This window comes from Marinobacter sp. (genome assembly GCF_965229985.1).
Taxonomy (GTDB): domain Bacteria; phylum Pseudomonadota; class Gammaproteobacteria; order Pseudomonadales; family Oleiphilaceae; genus Marinobacter.
Genome location: NZ_OZ245935.1, coordinates 3,951,658 through 3,967,040, shown reverse-complemented (window position 1 = coordinate 3,967,040; position 15,383 = coordinate 3,951,658). Strand labels below are relative to the sequence as shown.

The following is a 15,383-nucleotide window of genomic DNA, read 5'->3' as shown; positions in this document are numbered from 1 at the left end:
TCAAGGCAATCAGTTTACGGACTGGTCAGAACAATATCATGGTTGCCTTATGATAAGATGACGCGCCTGATTTTGATGTTTTACTTGGCATTCTTTAACTCAAGCCCGGAGTGTACAGATGATTCACCCCGTCATTATGGCTGGCGGTACCGGCTCACGCCTTTGGCCGATGTCGCGCCAGCTGAATCCGAAGCAGTTCCTGAAACTGACCAACGGCCCCCTGTCGATGTTGCAGGCCACCGTTGCGCGGCTTGAGGGCATGGACGCAGCAAACCCTCTACTGATCTGCAACGAGGAACACCGGTTCCTGGCTGCGGAACAAATGCGGCAATCCGGTCACGAAGATACGCGGATCATCCTGGAGCCCTGCGGCCGTAATACAGCACCGGCGATTGCCTTGGCTGCACTGCAGCTGACCGAGGCCGCCGAAAACGACGCCGACGATCCTCTGATGCTGGTATTGGCAGCCGACCACCTGATCAAGGACGTCACGGCTTTTCAGGAAGGGGTGAAGAAAGCCATTCCGCTGGCGCGGGAAGGGAAACTGGTCACCTTCGGCATTGTCCCGAACCATCCGGAAACCGGCTACGGCTACATCCATCGTGGCACCGAACTGGGCCCTGACAGCTACCTGGTGGACAAGTTTGTCGAAAAGCCGGACCAGGCGACCGCCAATGGCTACCTGGATTCCGGCGAGTACCTCTGGAACAGCGGGATGTTCCTGTTTGGTGCCCGTCAGTACCTCGAGGAGCTGGAAGCCCATCGCCCGGATATCCTGGCCGCGTGCCGTGCCGCCATCGCAGACACCGCCGATGACCTGCACTTCACGCGAATCAACGCCGAACGCTTCGCCGAATGCCCGTCAGACTCGGTGGACTACGCCGTCATGGAGAAGACCGACAAGGCCGCCGTGGTCTCCCTGGATGCCGGCTGGAGCGATATCGGCTCCTGGTCCGCGCTCTGGGAAGTCAGTGACAAGGACGCGGACGGCAACAGCCTGACCGGCGACGTAATTACCCATAACACCGCCAACACCCTGATCCGTGCCGATAGCCGGCTGGTGGCAACGGTTGGCGTGGACAACCTGGTGGTTATCGAAACCAAGGATGCCGTGCTGGTTGCCCATAAAGACAGCGTTCAGGACGTCAAAACCGTGGTGGAGCGAATCAAGACCGATGGCCGCCACGAACACATGAACCATCGGGAAGTCTACCGACCCTGGGGAGTGTACGATTCCATCGACAACGGCGCCCGCTACCAGGTCAAACGCATCACGGTAAAACCCGGCGCCAAGCTCTCTGTGCAGATGCATCACCATCGAGCCGAGCACTGGATCGTGGTCAGTGGCACCGCCCGGGTCACCAACGGCGAGAAAACCTATCTGGTCACCGAGAACCAGTCCACCTACATTCCGATTGGCCAGGTGCACTCGCTGGAGAATCCGGGGGTCATCGACCTGGAACTGATCGAAGTCCAGTCGGGCTCTTATCTTGGTGAAGACGACATTGTTCGTTACGAGGATCGGTACGGCCGGAAATGAGCAAGCTCAAGTATTTCGTCATTGCCGGGCTGCTCAGGATTGCCGGCTGGTTATCCCTTGCCGGCGCCCAGCGGGTGGGTCGTTTCGTGGGTTATCTGGCATGGCGACTGCCTACCAAGTCACGCCAGGTAACCGACATTAACCTGTCCATCTGCCTCCCCGAGCTCTCAGACACCGAACGCGCGGCCATGTCAAAAAGATCACTGGCCCAGACCGGCATGACCATGCTCGAGGTCCCCCTGATGTGGGAATGGCCGGTGGAGAAATGCCTTGGCCTGATCCGGGAAACCGAGGGCCTGGAACTGATCGACAAGGCCATGGCCGGCGACAAGGGCCTGATTCTCCTCGCGCCACACCTGGGCAACTGGGAACTGGCCGGGCTGTTCTTCTCATCGCGCTACAAAATGGCAGCTCTTTACAGCCCACCGAATATGCCCGAATTCGAGGACTACATGATCAAGGTTCGCGGCCGGCTTGGCTCAGAGTTGGTCCGGGGCGACCGTCGTGGCCTGGCCCGACTTGCCTCGATTCTCCGGGAAGGCGGTGTTGCCGGGATTCTGCCGGATCAGTCACCCCGGGGTAAAGGCAACGCCTTTGCACCTTTCTTCGGCATGGAAGTGAAGACCATGACCCTGGTGTCCAAGCTTATCCAGCGCACCGGCGCCAACGTACTGATCACCTATGCGGAACGCCTGCCCGATGCTTCCGGATTCCGGATCGTCGTGCGCGAGACCGGCCCGGGCCTTGGCGACAAGGACCCTGTGGCCGCAACCACGGCCATGAATCACGCCATCGAGCAATGCGTGCGAGAGATCCCCGAGCAATATCAGTGGGAATACAAGCGTATGCGCCATCGGCCGCCCGGCGAAATCAACCCCTATAACCCGGACCGAGTATGTTGAACCCTAGAATGGCCTTCCATGCACTGCTGATCATCGGGCTCGGCGGCGCGCTCCTGTCCTCAAGCATCCTGGCAGGCGCGACCCTCTTGCTTGCCATTGCCGGAATGGTGCTCAGTGCCCGTAAATCTTTGTATAAAGCCGGCTGGGACAAGCCCAAAGAGCTCAGGCTGCTGCACTTTTCCTTCTGGTTCTTCGTTCTGGTGAGCTTTCTGTCCTGGGCCCTGGAAGGCTTTGATTATGAGGGTGGAAAAACGTTTGGCACGCACGCCCGGTTCATCCTGTTCTGGCCTCTGATCGTTGCCATCAGCTATGCGCGGATCGGCGCCCGAACGACTTTTGCTGCCATCGGACTGATGGCCGTGTCCGTCATCGGGATTTTTCTCGTGACTATTGCCGCCCGCCAGGGCGCGCTTGGTCAGGTGCTGAATTCCCGTTTCGGTGGCGGGATCAACCCCATCAGCTTTGGCAATCTCGCCCTTCTGGGCGGCATGCTGACGATCGTTGCTGCCATGTTTTTTATCCGGGACAAACGGGCGGGCCTGGCGATACTGTTTTTCACCGGTGGAACGGCTGTGGTCCTGATATCCATGCTGTCTGAAACCCGTAGCAACCTGGTTGCTCTGCCATTTCTTCTGGTCGTACTCTTGCCACTGCTCAGCAAAAGGCTTCGAATTGCCGGATTGATTGCTGTGCCACTGCTCGTCGCCGGCGCGATTATCACCAGCGACCGCATGTCCAGTTCACTCAATGGCTTGCTTCACAACGGGCACCTGGATTCAGGCATGGAAATTCGGCTGGAAGTCTGGGGGCAGGCCTTGAATATGCTCAGCGACAATCCCTGGACGGGCGCTGGCCTCGGTGGCTACACCCACCACATAGAATCGGAAGTTGCTACCGGAAATCTGCCGGAACACTTCCTGGACTGTTGCACGGGACATGCCCATAACGATCTGCTCAATAATGCTGCCACCAGCGGTATTCCCGGCATTCTAAGCTGGGCCCTGCTTATTTTCATACCGCTGGCCATCTTTGCCAGAAGCCTGTCCAGCCGCCACGCAGCCACGGCGCACCTTGCGGCGGCTGGCTGTATGGTATCCCTTGGGTACTTTTTCTTTGGCCTGACCGAAGCCACATTCAATCGAACCCTGTTCCTTACCTTCTACCTGCTTGCGGTGGCCTCTATCGCCTCGGCTATGTTCACCGAGTTGAGCGCGTCCTATGTTCGAAACAGGGCCCGGAAGGTCTCAGCGACCATTATCACGAAAAACGAAGAAGACCATATTGCCGACTGCCTCAAGTCAGCGAGGCTGGTCGCAGACGAAATCATCGTTCTGGATAGCGGCAGTACTGACAGGACTGTAGAACTGGCCAAAGAATTGGCCGATGTTGTTGAAGTGACTGACTGGCCCGGCTTTGGAATCCAGAAGCAACGCGCACTTGAGAAAGCGACCGGTGAGTGGGTGCTGTCACTGGATGCCGATGAGCGGGTCACACCAGAGCTGGCAAGAGAGATCAACGATAACCTGGCAGACCCTGACGCGGACGCCTATAAGCTTCCCTGGGCGGTAACCATCTATGGCAGCCGCCTGGATTTCGGCCGCAGCGGGCGAGCCCCACTACGTCTGTTCCGCAGGGAAGGTGTGAGCTTTTCCGACGCTCTGGTACACGAACGGATACTGATTCCATCCGGACGCAAGATTAAAACCCTCAGAGGCCGCCTGACGCACTACACACACCGGGATTTCGGCCACTCTCTGGAAAAAAGCGCGAAATACGCCTGGCTTGGTTCTCTGGAGAAGCATCGTAAAGGCAAGAAGACCCGCACCATGATCTACCCCACCCTGCGAGGGCTGATGACGTTCGTGCAGGTGTACTTCATCCGTTTCGGCTTTCTGGACGGCGCTGTGGGTTATCTGACGGCGGTCACCTATGCGCAGGTAACGTTCAACAAGTATGCCGGGTTATGGACTCTGGACCGACCGGCCCGCTCTGAAAAGCCGTGACCCCCGAAGGAGCGTTGTTTCCACGCCGACGCTCCTGAACATATTCCTTATTTCATCATAGTAGGGTAGCCGCGCTCCAAGTGCGGCATCGTCAATCTGGAAAACCCGGATCTCCGGGAAAATCTTTTTCAAAGTGAACAGAGCGGTCGAAGCAAAGCTGTAGAAAGCCAAGTACGTTTCTCCTGACAGAGCTACCTCGACCTCTATCGGACGACCGGCCTGTCGTATTTCGAGCGGAAATTCTGCCAGCAACTTCTCCAACTCTTCCCGGCTTTCCTTTCGGTGCATAAAGTACACCACGCGGCTTTCAGGATGGCGTTCAACCACGTGCTGAATTTGCAGTTTCAGTTGCTGGAGCCGATCCTCACCGCCGAAGGGCTGGCCAAGGAACCCGACCATAGGCATCTGGCTACTGTCACGGGCGGATGTTTTGAAGGTTCTGCGAAACACCGGGAAATCATGAACCTGCACCTGAACGAGCTCGGAGCTCTGTAACGGGAAGAACGTGAAGAAAGCGATCACCTCCGGAACAACGCGATGAATCCGGATACCCATGGTTCTCAAAAGCCGTTTTTTTGCCGGTGAAATCCGGGAGGCGATACCCTCATCGTGAATGGCGTGGTAGTAAGTCACTGTCGCCAGGCCGTCATCCACGAAAATAAGCTGCTCACTATCGAATCCACGATAGAATACTTCGTGGATCCAGCTGGATTTGTTTCCGATGAACAATCTTCTGATTTTACGTCGCGTAAGACTCTTGGCGACCGCCCCCAGACGAAGATAAAACGAACTCTTTTTCAGGTAGATGGTTTCAATACCCTGCCAGCCCAGAGCCTCGGCCAGGAAGGCAATTTGTCCCTCAGTCTCCCGGTTATCAGGTCGGGCAATGACGAGAAGTGATGTTTCCGCACTGCAGCCATAATGGTGGCGAGCCTCGGAGCAACTGATCAGCTGGAGGGGCGTGCTCGCAACAAAGACATTGATTGGATTGGCGGCGCTGATCAAATCATTCGTTTCCCGATCTGGATCCTCGAAAAATCTATCCTGAGCTTTCCGGTGCCATGCGTGCAAGTTCCTTACGCAGGCGGCGCCTGACTTTCAGCTTGCGCAAAAGATTCATCGGCTTGCGTTTGAGCTCACTGCGCTTGTTGATCAGGAAATCCTCAACCGCATCCAGAACCCGCGCGCTGGAACGACCATCCCTGAAGCTGTGCAGCTGGTCGCAAAGGGCTCGTGTTTCTTTCATCAGGGTATCGGGATACTGCACTGCCTCTTCCAGCGCTGACTCAACATTCTCAACTTCATGGACGTCGATCAGATAAGGACCGGGCATTTTGGTCCTGAAGGTGACCACCGGGCGATCAAGGAACATGAATTCGAACATGATGGACGAGGTGTCGCAGAGCATCACATCAGCCTGCGGCAGCAGAGGCAACAGATCTTCATCGCTCTCGACAAAACGAAGGTTCTCGCCGCCCAGCTTGCGATACTGATCCACTACCTCGGGATCCATCTTCGGATGCAGGGTCACAATGAACTTCCAATGCCCATTTCTGGACAGCTCACCGATTTTCTCCACCAGATCCGGAGCAGAAGTTACGGAGCGGCTGAACGTTGAGGCGTAAAACACAACCGGCACCTCGTTTTCCGAGCGGTTTCTCTTCCCCTCCTCGGGCTGTGATAGCAGAGGATCCAGCTTGGGCCAGCCGGTATGTGCAACCCCGAAATGCTCGTACTGGGCCGCCAGCTCACGGAATTTTTCCGTGTCTTTCAGGGCATGCGTACAGTAGAGGTCAAACCATCCGCGAATGCGGTAATGATCGCTTTCATCCTCACTGCTGTGGCCACGTTTGTTGCGAGCCATGCCGTGAAACACCTCGACCTTGATTCCGGGAAAAAAATAAGGCACCCAGTCCCCGGGCACAAAGGTCGCGTCGGCGTTGTAGTCCATAACCTCTTTGACACTGCACAGACGACGCTCGTCGGGCCGTAGCGGCGCCGTTGAGCACCCCGCAATGAACCAGGCCGCCTCATCACCCCGGCGACGAATCTCGTCCTGCAAGGGGCGCAAGATGGAATAGGAATAAGGTTGGTTTACAAAAAACAGATACCGCCGCATTCAGGCCCTGCCCGCGAGTGCTTTGTATAGCTCACCCGTCTCTCTGACGGTCTGTGAGGTGTGAAAATCCCGGGCTATCCTTTGCCGCGCAGCCTGCCCAAGCGAGGCCGCCAGTTCTTTATCGCGGTAAAGCCGCTCGATAGCTGCTGACAGCTCTGTGGTATTTTTCGGTGGAACCACAATACCACTGACCCCATCTTCCACCAGTTCAGGCATGCCGCCGACATTGGTTACCACCGGCGTCACACCGTAGACCATAGCCTCGATAACCGCTCGAGGCAGCCCTTCCCTTTCCTTGGAAGGAAGCACAAACACATCGCTAGCTGCGGCAATGGCCGGCGCGTCGGTACGGAATCCCGTAAAATGGATCCGTTCTGGATAAGACGCGGCGGCAGCTTGCGCCTGAATCTCATCGTTCTCGATGACATCCCCGACCAGCAACAAATGGGCATTCACATCCTCTGGCAGCTTATCCATAGCCACTATGAGGTCGTCGAAGCCTTTTCGAGGGCTATTGCGTCCGGTACAGCACACCACAAAGGCGTCCTCAGGCACGCCAAACTGGGTGAGATCAGCCTTGGGCGATTGATACCAGTCCAGGTCATGCCCTTTATAGATTCTTTGAAGCTTCCTCTCTGGAATGTGCATCCACAGGAACCGAAGGCTTGCAAGGTAATCCTTGATGGCATCGGCGACACAGACAATCTTGCTGACACGCGGGTGCAGGAAGGTAATCCAGGACTCCGGATTGAGAAAACTGATGTTACCGATCACACCACGGTAGGCGACGATCTTGATATTGGTGCCCCGGGAAGCCCGCAGGCCGCAGGCCAGGGCTCGGGGGTTGTAAGCGTGGATGACGTCGTATTTTTTCTTCGCCAGCTGTTGGCGGATAGCCTCAGTGCCTTCTTTGTCGAAGCGGTTCTTCAGGGCTATGGGACTGGCGACCATGCCCTCGTCGACAAGACGCTGATAATTCCTGCCCTTGGGGTTGCACATGACGTCAAGGTCAAACCCGGCCTTTCTGAGCCCGATAAAGAGTTCAGTTTCCGGACGATCGCAGGCATCCGTAAGGCAAAGTACTGACGGAAGCGATCCGTCCTGTTGTGGATTGGTCAAGTGGCCATTCCCCTGTTATATCCGTTCATGAAATAACTCCAAATCTTCGCCCGGGCGTCCTCTCCGGCGACCTTTACCAACGACCGCGCAAAACGATCCAGATTGGCCTCTTTCCAGCGCGCCGGAGCACTAACAGTCATCAACCTGCTCTTGTCGAAATCAATCAGAAAGTATTCGTTGCCCCGTACCAGTACATTGAAGCTGTTCAAATCCGCATGCATGACGCCGGCGTCGTGAAATCGACGAATGGTTTCTCCAATGGACGTCCAGGCCTCATTATCCAACTCAGAGATAAGGTCAGCCAGGGGCGTGGTGTTCTCCAACCGTTCAATGATGATGGCGGCCCGATACTGAATTGGCGACAGTTTCCGATACCAGGCTGCAACCGGACGGGGCACGGGAAGCCCCTGGCTAACCAGTTTGTTCAGCAAACGGAACTCTGCAAAGGATCGCACATCCGCCTCTCGAGTGAAGGCATAGGCATTTCGAGCAAATTTCGCCATCAACCCGCCCCGGCGATATTCCCGAAGCACCAGTTTGTCGTCTCCGGCCTGCAAAAACCAGGCGCCGCCGCGGCCTCCGCTGCTTACCGGCCGCGCCTGATCGCCCCAGGAGGCGGCATTGAACCAGTCTTGGGTAACCCTGCCCTGGTAATCGGGATGAATCAGCATTGCCGAAGCCCTTTCCCGAATACAGATTTCAGACTCCACCATGCTGGGCACCCGGTCACCGTAATTGAAAGAAGACACACCTGACCCGCTCACGCCAGGACGGACACGCGCGAGTGCGTTAGAATGGCGGCCAGTTTACCAATGATTGCCGACAAAGCTCCACAGCCCCAGGCCACAACCTGAACCGGATCAAACTCTGATGAACTCCATCTGCATTCTTCGCCTGTCCGCCATTGGCGACGTAACCCATGTGATACCTGTCGTTCTGAGCCTTCAGGAGCAACTTCCCGGCGTTAGGATCACCTGGGTTATCGGCAAAATCGAAGCCAAGCTGGTGGGCGATCTCCCCGGCGTCGAATTTATTGTTTTCGACAAGAAGGCCGGCCGCAAGGGCTACGCCGAGCTTCGCAGTCTGATGCGGGGCCGCAAATTCGATGCCCTGCTTCATATGCAGGTGGCCTTTCGCGCCAACCTCGCAGCCGCGTGCATCCCGGCCCGGGTCAGGATTGGCTATGACAAGGCACGCAGCAAGGATCTTCACGGCCTCTTCATCAACCGCCGAATCAAGCCGGCGCCCCAGCAACATGTTCGCGACTGCCTCGCCAGTTTCCTGGAGCCTCTGGGACTCAAGGCAGCCCCACCGCGATGGCAGATCCCTTTAAGCGACTCAGACCATGAGTTTGCCGGTGCGCAACTGGCAACTGATCGCAGAAACCTGGTAATCAGCCCCTGCGCCAGCCATACGCTGCGCAACTGGCCGGCTGAGCGCTACGCGCAGCTGGCGGATCACGCCGTTAGCAAACACGGAATGAAGGTAATCCTCGTGGGCAGCCCTGCGCCATTCGAGGCCGAGTATTGCGCAACCATAGAAGCCGCCATGAAAGAGAACGCCCACAATATCTGCGGCAAGGACACCCTCAAACAACTCACGGCGCTGATGGCCCGCGCCGATCTGGTGGTGGCCCCTGATACCGGGCCGGCGCACATTGCCAGTGCGGTGGGTACCGATGTGCTAGGGTTGTTTGCCGCAAGCAACCCCTACCGCTCAGGCCCCTACAATTCGCTGGATTGGTGTGTAAACCGGTATCCAGAAGCTCTGGAGAAGTTCACTGGAAAAACGGTGGAACAGGCTCGATGGGGGGCGAAAGCAGAGTTCGAGGGGGCGATGGAGCTGATTACGGTGGAGGATGCAACGGAGATGCTGGATCGGTGGGTTGAAGCTCATCCGGCTCCGGGTACACAAACGGCGCCGAAGTCTGGTTGACTTGGGCGCCGTTTGGGGGTGTTGTCGGATTACGCTTAGCTAATCCGACCTACCGGCACTGCAGGAAGGCTGAGACGACGCATTCATCTCACTTTCGGGCGGTGTAGTCCTGGTAGGACTTTTCTTCCACGAAACGTGAGCCGAGAGCCAGGTTGACCTCTTTCTTGATGGCGGCGCGCCTGTCGTTCGTGACGTACACGGCGCGGGCCAGCTCAATGAATTTCGGGCCAAAATCCTGGGCGGCTTCCTGATCACGAATGTCGTCTTCAATCACCCACAGCTCTTCATTTACTGCTTTCAACTGCTTACGAAGATCGGCAATTTCAGCGGCCTTGTCCTTCACCGCCTCGTCCCAGGTGGCGCTCAGTTCGTCCAGCTCAAGCCGAACGTTCTTGACCTTAGCTGCATCTTTGATGCGCTCGGACTTGATCTCGAGAATGGTGATTTTGTCCAGCACCTCGCCGAAGGATACCGGTACCTTGATAACGTCTGCCATTTGCTCGTCCCGCCAGTAAACAGGGTGTGTTAAACAACAAAGCCGCCGGGCTGGAACAGTCAACGGCGGCTTGCGACTTTTTCTTGAATCAGCCTTTGACGTGAGTCAGCCAGCCGCTATGCTCAGCCAGTTTGCCCTTGACCGCATCAAAGTACATACCCTGAAGCTTCTCGGTCACTGGACCACGCTTGCCGGCACCGATAACACGGCCATCCAGCTCACGGATCGGAAGCACCTCAGCGGCCGTGCCTGTGAAGAAGGCCTCATCAGCGATATAGACCTCGTCACGTGTGATTCTGCGCTCCTTGATCGGGATATTGAGCTCACGGGCGAAATCCATGATCGTGGCGCGGGTAATACCCTCCAGGCAGGAGGTGAGCTCTGGCGTATGCAGTACACCGTCGCGCATAATGAAGATGTTTTCCCCGGAGCCTTCTGCAACATAGCCTTCGTTGTCCAGAAGCAGGGCTTCCTCGGCACCACCTGAAATGGCTTCGTTCAGGGCCAGCATAGAGTTGATGTAGTTGCCGTTGGCCTTGGCCTTACACATGGTGATATTGACGTGGTGGCGCGTGTAGGAGGATGTGCGCACCTTGATCCCCATCTCTTTGGCTTCCGGGGACATGTAGGAGGGCCAACTCCAGGCAGCAACCATCACGTGAACCTTGAGGTTATCAGCCCTGAGCCCCATGCCCTCGGACCCGAGAAACGCCATCGGGCGCAGGTAAGCCTCGTCGAGATTATTTTCCCGTACCGCTGCACGCTGGGCCTCGTTGATCTCGTCCTTACTGAACGGCATTTTCATGTTCAGGATGTGGGCGGAACGGAAAAGACGGTCCGTATGCTCTTTCAGGCGGAAAATAGCCGGTCCATTCGCGGTGTTGTAGGCCCGCACACCTTCAAAACAGCCAAGGCCGTAGTGCAGAGTGTGAGTCAGGACGTGGGTCTTGGCATCCCGCCAGGGAACCATTTCACCATCCATCCAGATAACGCCATCGCGATCAGCCATCGACATTCTTCATTGCTCCTAAAAAAGCGTTTTTCGGGGGAACCGGCATTCTAGCAGGAAAATCTGCCGGAATTGAATTTGCCTCAGGCATCAATCATCACTTTTTTCCACATGGCGCGGATGTAGTCACGCTCCTCGGTAAAGGCATCGCCGTCCACCTGGCTATTGAGGTTCTGAAGCGCCCGACGGTGAATGGTGGAGCGAAGGGCAATGAAGGTTTCCCTGAGTTTTTCGGCATCTTCCACAGCCATCACACCGGCACGTCCCAACTCTTCCATCTGGCGAATATTGTCAGACCACTGGGTCAGCTCCGGGTGTTCGGCGCACCAGGCCAACATCAGGTACTGCACCATGAACTCGATATCCACGATGCCGCCGGTATCATGCTTGATATGGAACACCTCGGCTTGCCGGCTTTCCGGCGTGGCGAGGCTGGCGCGCATTTTCTCCCGCATGTCGACCACCTCTTTGCGAAGCTTTTCACGGTCACGGGGTTGGCAAAGGATGTCATGGCGTATCGATTCGAAGGCCTCAAGAGTCTCACTACATCCTGCAACGCCCCGGGCACGGGCCAGCGCCTGATGTTCCCACGTCCAGGCATCTTCACGCTGATACTTTTCAAAAGCCTGCAATGTGCTTACCAGCAGACCCGAGTTGCCGGAGGGCCGCAGGCGCATATCCACCTCGTAGAGTTGCCCTGACGGCGTCTGGGTATTGAGAATGTGGACAATCCGCTGCCCCAGCCGGGTGTAGAAGACCGCATTATCGATGGGCTTTTCACCATCGGTAGCCAGCTCCGGATCGGCTTGATGCACAAACACCAGATCGAGATCGGAGGTATAGCCAAGCTCGATCCCACCCAGCTTGCCATAGCCAAGGATGGCGAAATCAGTCTCACAGGCAGAGCCATCCTTCCTTCGGGGGTAGCCATGACGGCTGACCAGGTTGGCGAACGCTACGTCCACTACATGGTCGAGCACAACCTCGGCAATCCAGGTCAGGTAGTCACTGACCTTCATCAACGGCAGCGTGCCTTTCAGTTCAGACGCCGCCACCCGCAGGATGTGGGCTTTCTTGAAATGGCGCAGGGACTCCATCTGTTCTTCCAGATCCTCAAACGGAATCCGCAGCATCTGCTGGCGCAGATCATCCTGCAATTCGGCCTTGGCTGGTGGGTGGTACAAACTTTCAGCATTCAGAAGTTCATCCAACAGCAGCGGCGTTTCTGCCAGTTGCCGGGCAATCCAGGGGCTCTCACTGCACAACCGGACCAGTTGGGTACAGGCGCCCGGGTTCTCCAGCAACAACACCATATAGGCGGTTCGGCGCAAAATGGCCTCTACCAGCTGCAACACCCTCGACAGAGTCTCGGAGGGGTTATCAACCTGGGTAAGAGCCTCAAGCAGCATGGGCATGAACTGATTGAGTCTTTTCCGGCCCTGGGTCTGAAGCGTCTGCACGGTCCGGTTATCACGCAAGTCGACCAACTCGGCCAGGGTGCCCTCAGGGTTCTCGTAGCCCCGAGACCTTAGCCAGTCGATGGCCGCCCGGTCTTCCGTTTCAGCCAACCAAAGCTCAAACCAACCCTCATCAAGAGACGCCTGCCCCTCATCCTCCTCATCCTCGGTTGCGATGATATTGGCAAAATGGGTGGCCACGCGTTCCCTGTGCTCCCTGAGGCACCCCTCACAATCCCGCCAGCTCTCAAAACCCATAATGGTGGCGACCCGCGCCTGGGATAGCTCATCCTCCGGAAGCAGTTGAGTCTGCTTGTCTTCCATGCCCTGAAGCGCATGCTCCAGGTTCCGCAGGAACACATAGGCGTCGCGCAGTTCACCAACCACAGACGAAGGTAACAGCTCGAGCTCTTCCAATTCTTTGAGAATCACCAGCAGCTCTCGCTGCTGAAGTTCCCGGTCCCGACCACCTCGAATTAGCTGAAAAGCCTGAACCACAAACTCGATTTCGCGGATACCACCGCTGCCCAGCTTAATATTGTTTTCGAGCCCCTTGCGGCGCACCTCCCGACCAATCATGGCCTTCATACTGCGCAGGGATTCAAAGGCGCTGAAATCGATGTACTTTCGATAGACAAAGGGGCGCAGACTCTCCATCAGAACCTCACCGGCTCTCTGGTCGCCGGCCACCACTCGAGCCTTGACCATGGCATAGCGCTCCCAGTCACGCCCCTGATCCTGGTAATAGGTTTCCAGAGCGGCAAAACTTAGCGCGAGTGCACCGCTCTGGCCGTAAGGCCTGAGGCGCATGTCAACCCGGAACACGAAACCGTCCGCCGTTATCTGGTCCAGAGCCTGAATCAGACGCTGCCCCAGGCGGACGAAAAACTGCTGATTATCGAGCGAGCGCCGACCACCAACGGTTTCCCCTTTGCTCGGAAAGGCGAAGATCAGGTCGATATCCGAGGACACATTCAACTCCCGACCACCGAGCTTGCCCATGCCCAGAACCACCATTTTCTGGTCTGCTTCCTGACCGGTAACCGGATCAGCACCGCGAGGCGTGCCATATTGCTCGCAAGCATCGCGGTACAACCAGCTGAGTGCTCCATCAATACAGATATCGGCAAACGCGCTGGTCGCTGCCATGGTTTCGGCCAGGTCCGCCCACCGCATCAAATCCCGCCAAATAATCCGGAACTGAGACTCCATGCGGAATTGCCTGAGAGCCGAATGCAGTGCCGACTCGCTATCGACCTCGGAAAGATAGTCCTGCCAACGCTTTTGAAGGTATTCAGAGGTGGTGGGTTCCGTCAGTGAAAGGGAGGCTGTCAGTGCCTGAATCTGCCCGGGATGGCGCTCCAGAGTCTGGCGCAGGAACAGGCTTCGGGAGATTGCAGTGGCCACCACGGCGTCATCCATACCCTCCGATGAGGTTAACCAGGCCGGAACTCCGTCCGGAAACACCGATCCCCAACTTCCGGCGACATCATCCGCCAGCGGTTTCGGTAGGCTGTGCCACGGCTCGGACATAATGCAAACCCCTGTCTCTCTGTTATATTTCCGGTACTGTATAACGAACTTCCCCGCAACTGAACAGGCCGCCGACACGGATGCAACGAAACCGCCGCCCACTGAATCCGGAGCATCAGGAAACCCACCTGCCCATGGGGGGACTGATTCGGAGCCGGATGAAGCGCCTGTTCGCGATACTGGGCGTGCTGCTCTCGGTACAGGTTCTGATCATCTGGGCGGTCGAGGAACTCTCACTATTTGAGGCCGCCTGGCTGACCATGACCACGTTGGTGACCGTTGGCTACGGCGATTATGCGCCCCAGACCATGATCGGTCGGTTCAGCACCATTGTGCTGATGTTTATCACTTCAATTACCTTGCTGACCCTGATCGTCAGCGACTATATCGAGTACCGGTTCTACCGCCGGGAACGCATTTTGTCAGGAAGGTGGATCTATAAAATGAATGACCACATCATCATCATCAACACACCCCAGCATGGCGGCGACCAGTACTTCATGAGGTTTGCTTCCCAGATTCGGGCGATTCCGGGCTATGAGACCATTCCCATCATGATCCTGACTCGCCAGTTTCCAATGGGACTGCCCACAGAACTGTCCGATATTGGTGTTGTGCACTATCACGGTGCAGGCTTTGACCCGGAAGCCTTAAAAGCAGTTCACGCCGGCAGTGCGAGGCATATCATCGTGCTCGCGGCCGACGAGGCCGATCCCTATTCCGATAGCCTGACTTTTGACATCGCCCATCGGTTAACGGAACTGAATCTCGGTAATCACACCATTGTCGAATGCGTTAACGATCAAAACCGGGGACGATTCAAGGCACTTGGTGTGCGAACTATCATCCGCCCGGTTCGAACCTATCCCGAAATAATGGTCCGCTCGGTAGTAGCGCCCGGCTCGGAGAAGGTCCTGGAAGATTTGTTCAATTACGAACATGACCACCCCCACCGGTACGACCTGAAGCTGGACGACCTGAACTGGGCGGATATTGTCAGCGCCCTGGTACGACACGGTATAGGGACTGCACTTGCTTATATTGACGACGACAATGAGGTCATCTGCCATCCGCCGACCAACGAGGAAATTGAAGGTAAGGGGCTCATTGTGCTGGTAAAATCTGCAGAAACGCCGGAGGTGTCGGTAGTGGAGGAGGCTTTGGAGAGATACCGGGTATTCCTGAAACAGTGGCGCGCCCATTCCGCCGCACAGGAAACCGGCGAAGCAGAGCCAGAAAAAAACAACACGCCCGGTTGAAAAGCACCAGG

At 56.7% G+C, this 15,383-nt stretch carries 12 protein-coding genes; 5 read left to right on the top strand and 7 right to left on the bottom strand.

The window, feature by feature from the left end; genetic code table 11:
- Nucleotides 1-118: 118 nt before the first annotated feature.
- The 3 genes from ACO06L_RS18210 to ACO06L_RS18200 are packed head-to-tail and all read left to right on the top strand — an operon-like array spanning nucleotide 119 to nucleotide 4,445.
- Nucleotides 119-1,540: a mannose-1-phosphate guanylyltransferase/mannose-6-phosphate isomerase gene (locus tag ACO06L_RS18210; protein WP_064230296.1), complete on the top strand. Its 1,422-nt coding sequence runs from the start codon at nucleotides 119-121 to the stop codon at nucleotides 1,538-1,540.
- A complete protein-coding gene (locus ACO06L_RS18205; protein WP_202348099.1) occupies nucleotides 1,537-2,442 on the top strand; it encodes a lysophospholipid acyltransferase family protein in 906 nt (301 codons plus the stop codon). The genes ACO06L_RS18210 and ACO06L_RS18205 overlap by 4 nt, the downstream gene beginning before the upstream one ends.
- Nucleotides 2,436-4,445, top strand: a complete 2,010-nt coding sequence (locus ACO06L_RS18200) for an O-antigen ligase family protein (RefSeq protein ID WP_202348100.1) — start codon at nucleotides 2,436-2,438, stop codon at nucleotides 4,443-4,445. The genes ACO06L_RS18205 and ACO06L_RS18200 overlap by 7 nt, the downstream gene beginning before the upstream one ends.
- Here ACO06L_RS18200 and ACO06L_RS18195 read toward each other — a convergent pair.
- Genes ACO06L_RS18195 through ACO06L_RS18180 form a run of 4 tightly spaced genes read right to left on the bottom strand, consistent with a single transcriptional unit; the run spans nucleotide 4,404 to nucleotide 8,432 of the window.
- Nucleotides 4,404-5,450: a polysialyltransferase family glycosyltransferase gene (locus ACO06L_RS18195; RefSeq protein ID WP_202348101.1), complete on the bottom strand. Its 1,047-nt coding sequence runs from the start codon at nucleotides 5,448-5,450 to the stop codon at nucleotides 4,404-4,406. The two genes, ACO06L_RS18200 and ACO06L_RS18195, sit on opposite strands and share 42 nt — an antisense overlap.
- A 34-nt stretch (nucleotides 5,451-5,484) precedes the next feature.
- The gene (locus tag ACO06L_RS18190; RefSeq protein WP_202348102.1) at nucleotides 5,485-6,564 is read right to left on the bottom strand and encodes a CDP-glycerol glycerophosphotransferase family protein; all 1,080 of its coding nucleotides are present in this window, start codon (nucleotides 6,562-6,564) and stop codon (nucleotides 5,485-5,487) included.
- The gene (locus ACO06L_RS18185; RefSeq protein ID WP_202348103.1) at nucleotides 6,565-7,683 is read right to left on the bottom strand and encodes a glycosyltransferase; all 1,119 of its coding nucleotides are present in this window, start codon (nucleotides 7,681-7,683) and stop codon (nucleotides 6,565-6,567) included. It lies immediately after the preceding gene.
- A complete protein-coding gene (locus tag ACO06L_RS18180) occupies nucleotides 7,680-8,432 on the bottom strand; it encodes a 3-deoxy-D-manno-octulosonic acid kinase (protein ID WP_320407646.1) in 753 nt (250 codons plus the stop codon). Before ACO06L_RS18180 ends, ACO06L_RS18185 begins: the two co-directional genes overlap by 4 nt.
- Before the next feature lie 121 nt (nucleotides 8,433-8,553).
- On the opposite strand from ACO06L_RS18180, the gene ACO06L_RS18175 reads away from it, so the two are divergent.
- Entirely contained in the window at nucleotides 8,554-9,618 is a 1,065-nt protein-coding gene (locus ACO06L_RS18175) for a glycosyltransferase family 9 protein (RefSeq protein ID WP_202348105.1), read from the top strand.
- Between the two features lie 88 nt (nucleotides 9,619-9,706).
- On the opposite strand, the gene ACO06L_RS18170 is transcribed toward ACO06L_RS18175, so the two are convergent.
- The 3 genes from ACO06L_RS18170 to glnE form a co-directional block, all read right to left on the bottom strand.
- Entirely contained in the window at nucleotides 9,707-10,114 is a 408-nt protein-coding gene (locus tag ACO06L_RS18170) for a DUF6165 family protein (protein ID WP_202348106.1), read from the bottom strand.
- Between the two features lie 88 nt (nucleotides 10,115-10,202).
- Entirely contained in the window at nucleotides 10,203-11,129 is a 927-nt protein-coding gene (locus ACO06L_RS18165) for a branched-chain amino acid transaminase (protein WP_202348107.1), read from the bottom strand.
- A gap of 77 nt (nucleotides 11,130-11,206) precedes the next feature.
- On the bottom strand, nucleotides 11,207-14,113 hold the full coding sequence (gene glnE, locus ACO06L_RS18160; RefSeq protein ID WP_202348108.1) for a bifunctional [glutamate--ammonia ligase]-adenylyl-L-tyrosine phosphorylase/[glutamate--ammonia-ligase] adenylyltransferase: 2,907 nt from the start codon (nucleotides 14,111-14,113) through the stop codon (nucleotides 11,207-11,209).
- Between the two features lie 80 nt (nucleotides 14,114-14,193).
- Here glnE and ACO06L_RS18155 point away from each other — a divergent pair, with 80 nt between their 5' ends.
- Nucleotides 14,194-15,372 carry a potassium channel family protein gene (locus ACO06L_RS18155; protein ID WP_202348109.1) on the top strand — a complete coding sequence of 393 codons (1,179 nt, stop codon included), beginning with the start codon at nucleotides 14,194-14,196 and terminating at the stop codon, nucleotides 15,370-15,372.
- The last annotated feature ends 11 nt before the right edge of the window (nucleotides 15,373-15,383 follow it).

Coding starts and splice junctions, on each gene's coding strand:
- ACO06L_RS18210 (WP_064230296.1), top strand. CDS start 119: ATGATTCACCCCGTCATTATGGCTGGCGGTACCGGCTCACGCCTTTGG.
- ACO06L_RS18205 (WP_202348099.1), top strand. CDS start 1,537: ATGAGCAAGCTCAAGTATTTCGTCATTGCCGGGCTGCTCAGGATTGCC.
- ACO06L_RS18200 (WP_202348100.1), top strand. CDS start 2,436: ATGTTGAACCCTAGAATGGCCTTCCATGCACTGCTGATCATCGGGCTC.
- ACO06L_RS18190 (WP_202348102.1), bottom strand. CDS start 6,564: ATGCGGCGGTATCTGTTTTTTGTAAACCAACCTTATTCCTATTCCATC.
- ACO06L_RS18175 (WP_202348105.1), top strand. CDS start 8,554: ATGAACTCCATCTGCATTCTTCGCCTGTCCGCCATTGGCGACGTAACC.
- ACO06L_RS18170 (WP_202348106.1), bottom strand. CDS start 10,114: ATGGCAGACGTTATCAAGGTACCGGTATCCTTCGGCGAGGTGCTGGAC.
- ACO06L_RS18165 (WP_202348107.1), bottom strand. CDS start 11,129: ATGTCGATGGCTGATCGCGATGGCGTTATCTGGATGGATGGTGAAATG.
- glnE (WP_202348108.1), bottom strand. CDS start 14,113: ATGTCCGAGCCGTGGCACAGCCTACCGAAACCGCTGGCGGATGATGTC.
- ACO06L_RS18155 (WP_202348109.1), top strand. CDS start 14,194: ATGCAACGAAACCGCCGCCCACTGAATCCGGAGCATCAGGAAACCCAC.